Origin of the sequence: Marinibacterium sp. SX1 (assembly GCF_050389775.1) — a bacterium.
In the GTDB taxonomy this organism is placed as follows: domain Bacteria; phylum Pseudomonadota; class Alphaproteobacteria; order Rhodobacterales; family Rhodobacteraceae; genus Marinibacterium.
In genome coordinates this window covers 719937-731997 of sequence record NZ_CP177144.1, presented here as the reverse complement: position 1 = coordinate 731997, position 12061 = coordinate 719937, and the positions used below count along the sequence as shown (strand labels likewise).

Genomic DNA, 12061 nt, shown 5'->3' with positions numbered 1-12061 from the left:
GGGTTGGAAGAGGCCACCATGATCCGGCGATTCGGAGAGCCGCCCGAAACGGGGCGCAAATACACCCGTCGCATCGGCGCATATGCCCTGTTGGAACGCGATGGCGCCCTGCTTGTCACCGTGCAGGCCGAGCCGGGGCCCGAGCTGCAATTGCCCGGTGGCGGCGTCGATCCCGGCGAATCGCCGATCCGCGCGCTGCACCGCGAAGTCCACGAGGAAACCGGCTGGTCCATTTCCGCGCCCCGGCGTGTCGGCGCGTTCCGGCGGTTCACCTACATGCCTGAATATGACCTCCATGCTGAAAAGCTCTGCCTGATCTACCTGGCCCGGCCCGTCCTGCGCCACGGCCCGCCGGTGGAACCCGGGCACAGCGCGCTGTGGCTGCCACCCGAAGAAGCCGCCCTGCGCCTGGGCAATTCCGGCGATCGCTACTTTGCCGCCGCCCTGGCCCGGGGCATTGCCGACGAGTAAAACCGGGGACGCGGCAAGCGGCGCGATCAGCTGTCATCATCCGGCCCCTCCCGGCGCGGGTCCGCATCGGGCCCGGGCGCACCGGTGAATTCGAACAGCGTGGCCGAAACGTCATCGGCCAGGCCGGCGCCGTCCTCCATCTCGGCGGTCAGGCGCCAATAGAGATCATCCATGAATTCCGGGCCCGCCGATTTGGCCGCCGCATCCATGGGGCCACCCGACGCGGGCAGTGTTTCGGCGACCATCCGCAACAGCCCCTCTTCGCCCAGCATCTCGCCCGATTTCAGCCGCGCCTCGGTGAACCCGTCGGAATACAGCAGCAGCCGGTCGCCCGGGGCGAGATCGACATCATATTGTTCGTATTGCGCGCCGGGAATCAGCCCGATGGGCATCCCGCCCTGGCCGATGAATTCGGTGCGCCCGTCGGCCCGGATCAGCAGCGGGTGGGGATGGCCGGCCTGCACCAGCCGCACCGCGCCCCGGCGCAGGTCGGCAATGGCATAGACCATGGTGAAGTATTCAGCGATCCCGACATCGGCCAACAGCCGTTCGTTCAGCGCCCGGGCCACGGCGGCCGGCGGATACAGCGCATAAAACCGGCCGACCCGCCGGTCGACGGCAATATTGTGATCCAGATGCGTGTTGCTCAGGTAAGACCCGATCCGCGCGGTCATCATCGCCGAGGTGATGCCATGGCCCGACACGTCGATCGAATAAAAGGCCACCCGGTTTTCCCCCGGTGAGAACATGCCCACGAGATCACCGCCGATATGACCGCAGGGTTTCAGCAACAGGCTGACCCGCCCGCCATCGAACCGGCGATCGAAATCGGGCACCAGCGATTCCTGGATCGTCTTGGCCTGCAGCAGATCGCGGTCGATCACGTCATAGGCATCCTGCAGCTTGCTCAGCGTGTCCAGGATCACCCGGTTCTTGTCCTCAAGCTCGCGCTGCATGTTCAGGATGCGCTCGCCGGCGGCGACCCGGGCGCGCAATTCGTTGGCGCTGACCGGCTTGGTCAGGAAATCGTCGGCCCCGGCATCAAGCCCGCGGGCGATGTCATCGGCTTCGCTCTTTGAGGTCAGCAGGATGAAATAGCCATAGGACGGTCCCCCGGCCTCGCGGAAGGCCCGGCAGAATTGCAGCCCGTCCATCCCCGGCATCATCCAGTCGCTCATCACGAAATCGGGCGGCTGTGCCCGGGCACGGGCCAGTGCCTCTTCCCCGCTGGCTGCCTCGTCGACGGAATAGCCCCATTTGCGCAGCAGCTTTACCAGGATCCGGCGCTGCAACCGGCTGTCGTCGACAACCAGCACGTGGCGGGACGCGCCACGTTCGGGATGGGCCGGTGTGTCGGCGGGATCTGTGGGCAGAATTTCCAACGGGCAGGGTTCATACGATGCTTCGGACCCCGGCAGTCTTTTGCCCAACCCCTTAATGGCCCATGAAATTTCAAATCCAGTCCTTTCAAATGCCTTAGTTCAGGATACCTTAAGGACTTCGCTTCAAGGTGGTCAGACCGCGGGGCGGAACAGGATTTGTAGCGATGGGTATGTCATGATCGATTGGGCACGGGTCAGCGAATTGCGCGACGAAGTCGGGGCCGAGGACTTTGAAGAAGTCGTCCAGCTGTTCCTTGCCGAGGTCGAGGATGTCGTCGGCCGTCTACAGGCCGGTTCGGATCGCGATGCCCTTGAGGCCGATCTGCATTACCTGCGCGGCAGCGCGCTGAGCCTGGGCTTTGCCAGTTTCTCGCGCCTCTGCCTTGAGGTCGAACAGAAGGCCGGCCGCGGCCTGGCCACGGACGAGGAAATCTCGGAAGTGCTGTTTGCCTTCTTCAATTCCAAGGCCGATTTCATCGACGGGCTGCCCGCCGCGCTGGCCGCCTGAGCTGACAGATCGCCGGGACAGGGGCCCCGGCTGACCTGCGTTCAGCCGGGCTACAGGACGAACTGCGCCACCGTTTCGTCATCGGTGATGTCCTGATAGGTCATGCCCGATCCGCTGAGCCGGGCGAACAGCCGGTCGAAATTGGCCGGATCGGTGGTTTCGATCCCGATCAGAACCGACCCGAAATTGCGCGCCGATTTCTTCAGGTATTCGAACCGCGCGATGTCGTCCTCGGGGCCGAGGATGTTCAGGAATTCCTTCAGCGCCCCGGGCCGTTGCGGCAGGCGCAGGATGAAATACTTCTTCAGCCCCTGGAACCGCTGCGACCGTTCCTTGACCTCGGGCAGGCGCTCGAAATCGAAATTGCCGCCAGAGGTCACGGCCACGACCGTCTTGCCCCGGATCTCGTCGCGCAGATCGTCCAGCGCCTCGACCGACATCGCTCCGGCGGGCTCCAGCACGATGCCTTCCACGTTCAGCATTTCCAGGATCGTCCGGCAGATCCGGTCCTCGGGCAGGACCAGCACATCATCGGCCGGCACGTCGCGCAGCAGCGCATAGGGCTTGTCCCCGATCCGCGCGACCGCCGCGCCATCCACAAAGTTATCCACATGTCCGAGCGTCACCGGCCCGCCCTGATCCAGCGCCGCGCGCAGGCAGGCACCGCCCGAAGGCTCGACAAAACGGCACGAACTGCGCCCATTCAGCCAGGAAAACACCCCTGCGGACATGCCACCACCACCGACGGGCAACATGATCAGGTCGGGCGCAACCCCAAGCTGATCGCAGATTTCCACAGCCACCGACGCCTGGCCTTCGATGACATCGTCGTCGTCGAACGGCGCCAGGAAATGCCCGCCCTCACGCGCGCACCAATCCTGCGCCGCCTTCAGCGTTTCGTCGAAATAATCCCCCGTCATGTGGATCTCGACATGCCCGTCGCCGAACATCCGCGTCTTCATGACCTTCTGCTGCGGCGTGGTTACCGGCATGAAAATCACGCCCCGCTTCCCGAAATGCTTGCACATGAAGGCCACGCCCTGGGCATGGTTGCCGGCGCTGGCACAGACAAACAGATCCCGGTCGGGCTGCTTGCGCATGGCGTTCAGCGCGCCGCGGATCTTGTAGGATCGCACCGGGCTGAGGTCTTCGCGTTTCAGCCAGATATCGGCGTCATACCGGTCGGACAGAAGCGCGTTGCGTTGCAGGGGGGTGGGCGGGAAGACGGCGCGCATGGCGGTTTCGGCTGCGCGGGCACGGTCCTGGAATGTGGGAAGGTCGGTCATGGCACCTCTGTGCCCCGGACCGGGCGGCGATACAAGCGTCCGCGCCTTGCCCAGCCTTGCAAAAAAGGATAACGGGCGAGGCGTTCAACGAAGGAAAACGTGATGTCCGCGCCGAAGAAAGTTGTGCTCGCCTATTCCGGCGGCCTCGACACCTCGATCATCCTCAAGTGGCTGCAGACCGAATATGGCTGCGACGTGGTCACCTTTACCGCCGATCTCGGCCAGGGCGAAGAGCTGGAACCAGCCCGCGCCAAGGCCGAAATGATGGGCGCCAAGGCGATCTATATCGAGGATCTCCGAGAAGAATTCGTGCGCGATTTCGTCTTTCCCATGTTCCGCGCCAACGCGCTGTACGAAGGGCTCTACCTGCTGGGCACCTCGATCGCGCGGCCGCTGATTTCCAAGCGGCTGGTCGAGATCGCCGAGGCCGAAGGCGCTGATGCCGTGGCCCATGGCGCCACCGGCAAGGGCAACGACCAGGTTCGGTTCGAACTCAGCGCCTATGCGCTGAACCCCGAGATCAAGGTCATCGCGCCCTGGCGGGAATGGGACCTGACCTCGCGGACCAAGTTGATTGATTTCGCAGAGAAAAACCAGATCCCGATCGCCAAGGACAAGCGCGGCGAAGCGCCGTTCTCGGTCGATGCGAACCTGCTGCACACCTCGTCCGAGGGTAAGGTTCTGGAAGATCCGGCCGAAGCCGCGCCCGATTATGTCTATCAGCGCACGGTTTCCCCCGAGGCCGCCCCGAACGAGCCCGAGTTCATCGAGATCGGCTTTGAAAAGGGCGATGCCGTGTCGATCAACGGCGAGGCCCTGTCGCCCGCCACAATCCTGACCAAGCTCAACGAGCTGGGTGGCAAGCATGGCATCGGCCGGCTGGATTTCGTGGAAAACCGTTTCGTCGGCATGAAATCCCGCGGCATCTATGAAACGCCGGGCGGCACTGTCCTGCTCGAAGCGCATCGCGGGATCGAACAGATCACGCTCGACAGCGGTGCCGGGCATCTCAAAGATTCGCTCATGCCGCGTTACGCCGAGCTGATCTACAACGGCTTCTGGTTCTCGCCCGAGCGCGAGATGCTGCAGGCGGCCATCGACAAGAGCCAGGAACATGTCACCGGCACCGTCCGGCTCAAGCTCTACAAGGGCGCGGCCACCTGTGTCGGGCGCTGGTCGGACCATTCGCTCTATTCCGAGGCCCACGTGACCTTTGAAGACGATGCCGGCGCCTATGACCAGAAGGACGCACAGGGCTTCATCCAGCTCAACGCCCTGCGGCTCAAGCTGCTGGCCGCCCGGAATCGGCGCCAGCGCTGAACCGGCCTGCCGCATCCCGATTGACAGGGATGCGGCGCTGATATCCTGTATGCGCGGCCCGATCCGGGCCCGGAATCTGACATTCCGTCAACGCCGTTATCCCGAGGGAGCAAAATCGGTGGACGCGCAGAAATTCATTGCGGCCCAGGACAAGGTCTGGCCGCAAGTCGTGCGGGAATTGAGACGGGGCGAGAAAAGCTCGCACTGGATCTGGTTTGTCTTTCCACAGCTTGCATCGCTCGGCCGGTCCGAGCGGGCGCGGTATTACGGGCTGGCCGATTTGGCCGAGGCCCGGGACTACCTGGCCCATCCGGTGCTGCGTGAGCGGCTGGAAGAGGTGGCCGAGCTGTTGATGATGCATCGCGGCGCCTCGCCCGAAGACATCCTGGGTCCGGTCGATGCGCTGAAGGTGCGGTCGTCGATGACCCTGTTTTCCCAGGTCGACGACGCGCCGGCGATCTTCGCCAAGGTACTCGACGTGTTCTACGATGGGGAAACTTGTCCCGAAAGTGAGACACTCGTCTGACGCGGGCGCCCGGCCAGCCTGCCGGGCGTTTTCCCGGGCTCCCTAGGCCAACAGGCTGTGGGGCAACATCTTCTGGTAAAACGGCATGGCCTCGTCGAGCAGCTCGGCATAAGCCCCGTGCAGCACGGGCAGGTCACCTTCGGGCCCGGCAAAGCCCGTCGACCGATGCACCGCACCATACCAGACCGGCGCCCAGACCCCGTCGTCGTCATGGCCGCCCGACGGCCAGGACAGCATCCTGTCGCTCCAGGCCAGCCCGATCGCATCGCAAAGCGCGCGCAGGGCGGTTTCGGGGCTGGTGCGGATATCGGCGCTGTCGATCACCACGGGCCGTTGACCCATCGCCACAACCTGGTCGAACAGCTCGGCCTGTTGGCGAAAACCGATATCGTCCAGAACCGGCGCCTCGCGTTTCTGGGCATAGCTGGCGATCACCCGGGCGGGATGGCGGATCAGGAAGACATTGACCACCTCGGCCATCCAGTCGCGCGGCACGCCGGGGATCATGTGCTGGGTCATGTGTTTCTGGTACCAATGCGGCTGACCGCCCGGGACCGGGCCGACCAAGTCGCGGGCAACCTTACCGGGATCGCGCGACTGGCTGTTCAGGATGTCGTCGCGCATCGGGTGATCCAGCCCCGTCATCTGCAGGTAGGCCGCGTAGAACGGTTCGTCGACCACCGCGCAATCGGGCCGCGCGCCGAAGGAATACATCATCGCCGTCGACAGGTTGCGCGGCCCCGACCACATGGCAATCCGCATCAGTGTCCGTCCTTGCCCCGGGCCGCCTCGGCATCCGCCCGGACAAGATCCTTGTACAGCCCGCGCAGCCGCGCCGTGACCGGCCCCAACGTGCCCGTGCCGATCATCCGCCCGTCGATATGGCCCACCGGAGTCTGCGCCCCGAAGGTTCCGGTCAGGAAGGCCTCGTCGGCGGAATAGGTGTCCACAAGTGAAAAGTTTCGCTCAAAAATGGGAATGTCATTGGCCCGGCACAGGTCGATGACCTTCTGCCGGGTGATCCCGTTCATGCAGTAGTCGCCCGTCGAGGTCCAAACCTCGCCCTTCTTCACGATGAAGAAGTTGCAGGCGTTGGTCGTGTTCACGAACCCATGCACATCCAGCATAAGCGCTTCATCGGCCCCGGCTTTTTCCGCCGCGATACAGGCCAGGATGCAATTCAGCTTGGAATGCGAATTTAGCTTGGGATCCTGGGTCATCGGCAGCCCTCTCAGATGTGGGACAGTCGCCAGGTTAATGGGACGCGGCAGAGAGGGTTTCGAATGTTCCATCAGGATGACCATCGTCGGCCCCGAGCGCGACAGCGCCGGGTGCTGGAACGGCCGTGTCTTGACCCCCCGCGTGACCATCAGCCGGCAATGGGCATCCGTCGTCATGCCGTTGGCCGCCTGTGTGGCACGCAGCGCGGCAACAACCCCGTCGCGGTCCATGCCAAGGTCCAGGTCGATGGCTTTCGCCGCTTCGAACAGCCGGTCCATGTGGTCGTCGAGAAAGGCCCAATGCCCGTCATACAGGCGCAGTCCCTCCCAGACGCCATCGCCCAGCATGAAGCCGCTGTCATAGATGCTGACGGTGGCCTCGGCCTTGGGCTTCAGCGCGCCGTTGATCCAGATGAGGATCTTGTCGTTGCGGGCATCCTCTTCCGCCTGGTGGGTCGTCACGTGGTCGGTCATGGTCATCGGGTCCTTCTGTCCCCACTGTGCTAGGCGCTTGCCGGCCCCGCCGCAATCGGATCGCGCCCCAGCGCCTGCCAGGTGCGCGCGCCGACCACGCCATCGGCCACAAGACCGGCATCCCCCTGGGCGATGCGCACGGCCAGCAATGTCGCCGGCCCGAAATCGGCATCGACGCCCAGCGGAAGCCCCCGCCCGACCAGCGCCCGCTGCAGCTCTTCGACCTCGGCGCCAAAGGACCCCAGCCGCAGCACCGGCCCGGGCCCCTGCCCCGCGCCAACCGCCACGGCCCAGCGTTCGGCCACCGCCCGCCGCGCCCGGGCCAGGCAGGCCTGGCGGTCTTCCAGCCCGTTCAGCCGGCCGTTCACCTTGCGCGTCACGCCCAGCAAATCATCCGCATCGCACAGCGCGTTGATCCCGTGATCCTGCCAATAGACACAGGCAATCCGCAACGAGGTCACCGGATCTGCGGCCAGCTCGGGCTGGTCTTCGAGCGGCAGGTTCATCAGCTCGCCATACCGCCGGTAATTGTTCCGCCCGGTCAGCTGCAACAGCCCCCGCCCCTTGTAGCGCGGCCCGTCGCCCGGCTGGGTGTTGCCCAGGTCGGCCCGGCCTTCATAGGCCTCGCCGCTGGCAAATTCCTGGGTCGTGCGAAACCCGGCGCATTCATGGGTGATCTGGGCCATGAAATGGGCGATCCGCAGGGGCGTGTCGATGTCGTATTCGGCCAGCACCGGCGACAGCCGGTCGGCCAGGGCAAAGACGATGCGCCGCTGGGCCAAAGCCTCGCGCCCGGCAAAGGTCGGGGCGACGGACAGGATGAAATCACCGTCGAGCGGGATCATGGCGGGCCTCCGGTTGAACCGCCCCAAGGTGGTCCGTCCGGTCACCGCCGGTCAAGGCCCCGTGAACCCGCGTTTCAGCCGCTTGAGCGCGGCGCCCGCTGCGGTCAATCTGCGCAAAACTCTTCGAAACCGGAGGCTTCGGACATGTGGGCAACGGATAACATCAAGGCGGTCGCATTGGCCGGGGCCATCGCGTTGGGCATGGGCGTGTGTCACGTGGCCCATGCCTCGGAACTGCGCACGCTGACGGTCGCCGGCGGCTGTTTCTGGTGCGTCGAGGCCGATTTCGAAAAGGTCCGGGGCGTGACCGAGGCGGTGTCGGGCTTTACCGGCGGCACGGTGGAAAACCCGGGCTACAAGCAGGTCACGCGCGGCGGCACGGGCCATTACGAGGCCGTGCAGATCACCTTTGATCCGACCGTCGTGTCGCGCGACCAGCTGCTGGACCTGTTCCTGCATTCGGTCGACGTGACCGATGCCGGCGGCCAGTTCTGCGATCGCGGCGACAGCTATCGCACGGCGATCTTCGTCGATGGCGCGGCCGAACAGGACATGGCCAAGGAGGCCATCGCCCGGGCCCAGGCCCAGCTGGACCAGCATGTTGTCACGCCGGTGCTGGACCTCGGGCCGTTCTATGCCGCCGAGGCCTACCACCAGGATTATTACAAGGGGTCGCGCCTGGTCCTGACACGGTTCGGCCCAAAGACCCAGGCCGAAGCCTACAAGGCCTATCGCAAGGCCTGCGGCCGCGATCAGCGCCTGCGCGACCTCTGGGGCGACACGGCCGCCTTCGTCGGCGGCTAACCCTCGAGACCGCCGGGCACGGCGGATGAGCCGCGCCCGCCCCGGCCGGATTTACAGCCCGGCCTGCACGTCTTTCAGATCCGGGATGACATCGGCCGTGCCATGGCGCGTGACCATGATCGCCGCCGCCCGCTGGGCCTGGGCAATGGCCTGCGGCATCGGCAGCCCCCGGTCCAGCCCCGCAGCCACGTAGCCGGTAAAGGTATCGCCCGCCCCGGTCGTATCCACCGCCGTGACCTTCAGCGCCGGGAACTCCCGCTCGCCCTCGGCCCCGAACCACCGACAGCCCTCGGCCCCCAGCGTGACGATCACGTCGCTCACCGGCAGATTCCCGGGCGCCAGCCCCGTGGCCGCCTGCAATTGCTCGGCCTCGACGGCGTTCAGCACCAGCAGGTCGAGAAACGGCAGGATCGCCGTGGCCGCTTCGGCATCGAAGGGCGCAGCGGCATAGGCAATGTGCAGACCCATGTCGCGGGCCATCTGCGCGGCCTCGATCTGCACGCTGGTCTCGTTCTGGGTCAGGAACATGTCACCGGCCGCCGCGTCCGACAGGGCCCGGCCGACCAGGTCGCCGGGCAGCGCGCGATTGGCCCCGCCCAGGATGACGATCTGGTTCTCGCCCGCCGCATCGACGCTGATGATCGCATGGCCCGTCGGCGCGTCGACCTCGGCGATGAACCGCGTGTCGACACCGTATTCCATCATCCGCTCGACGGCCCAGCGGCCATCAGCCCCCACGGCCCCCACATGGGCCACGCGCGCCCCGGCCCGGGCCGCGGCCACCGACATGTTGGCGCCCTTGCCGCCCAACCCGCGGGTCAGGCCGTTGGCGGCCAGGGTCTCGCCCGGGGCCGGCAGGTGCGGCACGTCATAGACCATGTCGATGTTGATCGACCCCAGGTTCCAGATGGTCACTGGTCGGACCCCATGTTGCAGGCCGCGATGACGGCCATGTTCAGGATGTCGTTGGCCGTCGACACCGTCGAGGCGATCTGGATCGAATGGCCGACGCCCGACAGGATCGGGCCGATGACCGTTGCCCCGGCCATTTCCTGCATCAGCTTGACCGAGATCGACGCCGAATGCCGGGCCGGCACGACCAGGATGTTGGCCGGGCCGGACAGGCGCTGGAACGGGTAATTGGCCTGGGCCCGGGCATTCAGGGCCACGTCGACGGTCATCTCGCCCTCGAATTCGAAATCGACGCCGCGCTGTTCCAGGACGGCCGGCGCGCGGTGCATCTTTTCCGCCCGTTCCGACACCGGGTAGCCAAAGGTCGAAAAGCTGACAAAGGCCACGCGCGGATCAAGCCCCATGTGGCGGGCCACGTCGGCCGCCCGTTCGGCGATCGTGGCCAGGTCCTCGGACTCCGGCCATTCCTGCACCAGCGTATCCGAGATCAGTACGATCCGGCCGTTGTGCAGCAACGCCGTGACCCCGACCGCGCCATGTTCGGCATCGGCATCGAAGACATGGTTGATCAGGTTCAGCACATGGGCCGACTTGCGCGTCGCCCCGGTGACCAGCGCGTCGCCATGGCCATGGGCCAGCATCAGCGCGGCAAAGACATGGCGGTCGCGCGCGGCCATGCGGTGCACGTCGAGCCGGTCATGGCCCTTGCGCTGCAACCGCTTGTAAAGGAAATCCTTGTAGGTATCGAGATGCTGGGTGTTGGCCGCGTTGACCACCTCCAGCTCGCGCACCGCATCGGCCAGCCCGGCCTCTTCCAGCTTTTGCCGCACGTCCTCGGCCCGGCCGACGACCAGCGCCTTGCCAAAGCCCGACCGCTGGTACATCACCGCCGCCCGCAGCACGCGCGGATCGTCGCCCTCGGCGAAGATCATCCGCGACTGGGCCTTGCGCGCCCGGGCGCTCAGCCCGCGCAGGATCGACGCCGTCGGGTCCATGCGCTGGCGCAGGCCCTGTTCATAGGCCTCCATGTCGATGATCGGCCGCCGGGCCACGCCGGTGTCCATGCCCGCCTTGGCCACGGCCGGCGGGATGCGGTGGATCAGCCGCGGGTCAAAGGGCGTGGGTATGATGTAGTCGCGCCCGAAGGTCGGCGCCTTGCCATAGGCCAGGGCCACCTCGTCGGGCACATCCTCGCGCGCCAGCTGGGCCAGGGCATGGGCGCAGGCGATCTTCATCTCTTCGTTGATCGCCCGGGCATGGATATCCAGCGCACCGCGGAACAGGTAGGGGAAGCCCAGCACGTTGTTGACCTGGTTGGGATAATCCGACCGGCCGGTGGCCACGATCGCGTCCATCCGCACCTCGTGGGCCTCTTCGGGCGTGATTTCCGGGTCGGGGTTGGCCATGGCAAAGATGACCGGGTTGTCGGCCATCGACTTGACCATGTCCTGGGTCACCGCGCCCTTGACCGACACGCCGATGAACACGTCGGCCCCGACCATCGCGTCTTCGAGCGTGCGCGCCGAGGTCTTGACCGCATGGGCCGATTTCCACTGGTTCATGCCCTCGGTGCGGCCCTGGTAGATCACGCCCTTGGTGTCGCACATGATGCAATTGTCATAGCGCGCGCCCATGAATTTCAGCAGCTCCAGGCAGGCGATGCCCGCCGCCCCGGCGCCGTTGAGCACGATCTTGACGTCTTCGATCTTCTTGCCGCTCAGGTGCAGCGCGTTCAGCAGGCCGGCCGCGCAGATCACGGCCGTGCCGTGCTGGTCGTCGTGGAAGACCGGGATATCGAGCTGCTCTTTCAGCGTCTGCTCGATGATGAAACATTCCGGGGCCTTGATGTCTTCGAGGTTGATGCCCCCGAAAGTCGGCGCCATCAGGCGCACGGCCTTGATGAACTCGTCCGGGTCCTCGGTATCCAGCTCGACATCGATGGAATTCACGTCGGCGAACCGCTTGAAGAGGATCGACTTGCCTTCCATCACCGGCTTGGCGCCAAGCGCGCCGAGGTTGCCCAGGCCCAGGACCGCCGTGCCGTTCGAGATCACGGCCACCAGGTTGCCCTTGTTGGTGTAATCATAGGCCAGCGCGGGATCGCGGGCGATTTCCTCGCAGGGCACGGCCACGCCCGGCGAATAGGCCAGCGACAGGTCGCGCTGGGTGGTCATCGGCACCGAAGCCGTCATGTCCCACTTGCCGGGTCTCGGTTCCAGGTGAAAGGCCAGGGCCTCTTCCCGGGTGTACTTGATGCGTGTCATCTCGCGGCGTCTCCCCTCAAAGCGCCCGGTCTCATAGCCCAGCACCGAC

At 65.6% G+C, this 12061-nt stretch carries 12 protein-coding genes; 5 read left to right on the top strand and 7 right to left on the bottom strand.

From position 1 onward, the window contains the following. Positions 1–18 precede the first annotated feature (18 nt). Positions 19–471: an NUDIX hydrolase gene (locus ACK3BB_RS03365; RefSeq protein WP_428927319.1), complete on the top strand. Its 453-nt coding sequence runs from the start codon at positions 19–21 to the stop codon at positions 469–471. A 26-nt stretch (positions 472–497) separates the two neighbouring features. On the opposite strand, the gene ACK3BB_RS03360 is transcribed toward ACK3BB_RS03365, so the two are convergent. Further along, entirely contained in the window at positions 498–1847 is a 1350-nt protein-coding gene (locus ACK3BB_RS03360; RefSeq protein WP_428928811.1) for a PP2C family protein-serine/threonine phosphatase, read from the bottom strand. A 181-nt stretch (positions 1848–2028) separates the two neighbouring features. Between ACK3BB_RS03360 and ACK3BB_RS03355 the strand changes: the two genes are divergently transcribed. After that, a complete protein-coding gene (locus ACK3BB_RS03355) occupies positions 2029–2361 on the top strand; it encodes an Hpt domain-containing protein (protein ID WP_428927318.1) in 333 nt (110 codons plus the stop codon). A gap of 50 nt (positions 2362–2411) precedes the next feature. Here the strand turns inward: ACK3BB_RS03355 and ilvA are convergent, their stop codons facing one another. Beyond that, entirely contained in the window at positions 2412–3647 is a 1236-nt protein-coding gene (ilvA, locus tag ACK3BB_RS03350; RefSeq protein WP_428927317.1) for a threonine ammonia-lyase IlvA, read from the bottom strand. 102 nt (positions 3648–3749) lie between these two features. On the opposite strand from ilvA, the gene ACK3BB_RS03345 reads away from it, so the two are divergent. Together ACK3BB_RS03345 and ACK3BB_RS03340 are read left to right on the top strand one after the other, a co-directional pair. Continuing rightward, a complete protein-coding gene (locus ACK3BB_RS03345; RefSeq protein WP_428927316.1) occupies positions 3750–4967 on the top strand; it encodes an argininosuccinate synthase in 1218 nt (405 codons plus the stop codon). Between the two features lie 118 nt (positions 4968–5085). Beyond that, positions 5086–5493, top strand: a complete 408-nt coding sequence (locus ACK3BB_RS03340) for a DUF1810 domain-containing protein (protein ID WP_428927315.1) — start codon at positions 5086–5088, stop codon at positions 5491–5493. 42 nt (positions 5494–5535) lie between these two features. Here ACK3BB_RS03340 and ACK3BB_RS03335 read toward each other — a convergent pair whose 3' ends face one another. From ACK3BB_RS03335 to ACK3BB_RS03325, 3 genes are read right to left on the bottom strand one after another with little or no spacing between them, the layout of a single operon-like run. Further along, positions 5536–6255, bottom strand: coding sequence for an HAD family hydrolase (locus ACK3BB_RS03335; protein WP_428927314.1), 720 nt, complete (start codon positions 6253–6255; stop codon positions 5536–5538). Then, positions 6255–7187, bottom strand: coding sequence for a D-amino acid aminotransferase (locus tag ACK3BB_RS03330; RefSeq protein WP_428928810.1), 933 nt, complete (start codon positions 7185–7187; stop codon positions 6255–6257). Before ACK3BB_RS03330 ends, ACK3BB_RS03335 begins: the two co-directional genes overlap by 1 nt. Before the next feature lie 29 nt (positions 7188–7216). Beyond that, entirely contained in the window at positions 7217–8032 is an 816-nt protein-coding gene (locus ACK3BB_RS03325; RefSeq protein ID WP_428927313.1) for a peptidoglycan-binding protein, read from the bottom strand. A 144-nt stretch (positions 8033–8176) separates the two neighbouring features. Between ACK3BB_RS03325 and msrA the strand changes: the two genes are divergently transcribed. Further along, positions 8177–8836, top strand: coding sequence for a peptide-methionine (S)-S-oxide reductase MsrA (gene msrA / locus ACK3BB_RS03320; protein WP_428927312.1), 660 nt, complete (start codon positions 8177–8179; stop codon positions 8834–8836). A 51-nt stretch (positions 8837–8887) separates the two neighbouring features. On the opposite strand, the gene ACK3BB_RS03315 is transcribed toward msrA, so the two are convergent. Further along, the gene (locus tag ACK3BB_RS03315) at positions 8888–9751 is read right to left on the bottom strand and encodes a ribokinase (protein WP_428927311.1); all 864 of its coding nucleotides are present in this window, start codon (positions 9749–9751) and stop codon (positions 8888–8890) included. Then, positions 9748–12012 (bottom strand): NADP-dependent malic enzyme, encoded by a 2265-nt coding sequence (locus tag ACK3BB_RS03310; RefSeq protein ID WP_428927310.1) that lies wholly within the window; start codon positions 12010–12012, stop codon positions 9748–9750. The genes ACK3BB_RS03315 and ACK3BB_RS03310 overlap by 4 nt, the downstream gene beginning before the upstream one ends. Positions 12013–12061: the final 49 nt, after the last annotated feature.

Coding starts and splice junctions, on each gene's coding strand:
- ACK3BB_RS03355 (WP_428927318.1), top strand. CDS start 2,029: ATGATCGATTGGGCACGGGTCAGCGAATTGCGCGACGAAGTCGGGGCC.
- ACK3BB_RS03310 (WP_428927310.1), bottom strand. CDS start 12,012: ATGACACGCATCAAGTACACCCGGGAAGAGGCCCTGGCCTTTCACCTG.
- ilvA (WP_428927317.1), bottom strand. CDS start 3,647: ATGACCGACCTTCCCACATTCCAGGACCGTGCCCGCGCAGCCGAAACC.
- ACK3BB_RS03330 (WP_428928810.1), bottom strand. CDS start 7,187: ATGACCGACCACGTGACGACCCACCAGGCGGAAGAGGATGCCCGCAAC.
- ACK3BB_RS03325 (WP_428927313.1), bottom strand. CDS start 8,032: ATGATCCCGCTCGACGGTGATTTCATCCTGTCCGTCGCCCCGACCTTT.
- ACK3BB_RS03345 (WP_428927316.1), top strand. CDS start 3,750: ATGTCCGCGCCGAAGAAAGTTGTGCTCGCCTATTCCGGCGGCCTCGAC.
- ACK3BB_RS03365 (WP_428927319.1), top strand. CDS start 19: ATGATCCGGCGATTCGGAGAGCCGCCCGAAACGGGGCGCAAATACACC.
- msrA (WP_428927312.1), top strand. CDS start 8,177: ATGTGGGCAACGGATAACATCAAGGCGGTCGCATTGGCCGGGGCCATC.
- ACK3BB_RS03335 (WP_428927314.1), bottom strand. CDS start 6,255: ATGCGGATTGCCATGTGGTCGGGGCCGCGCAACCTGTCGACGGCGATG.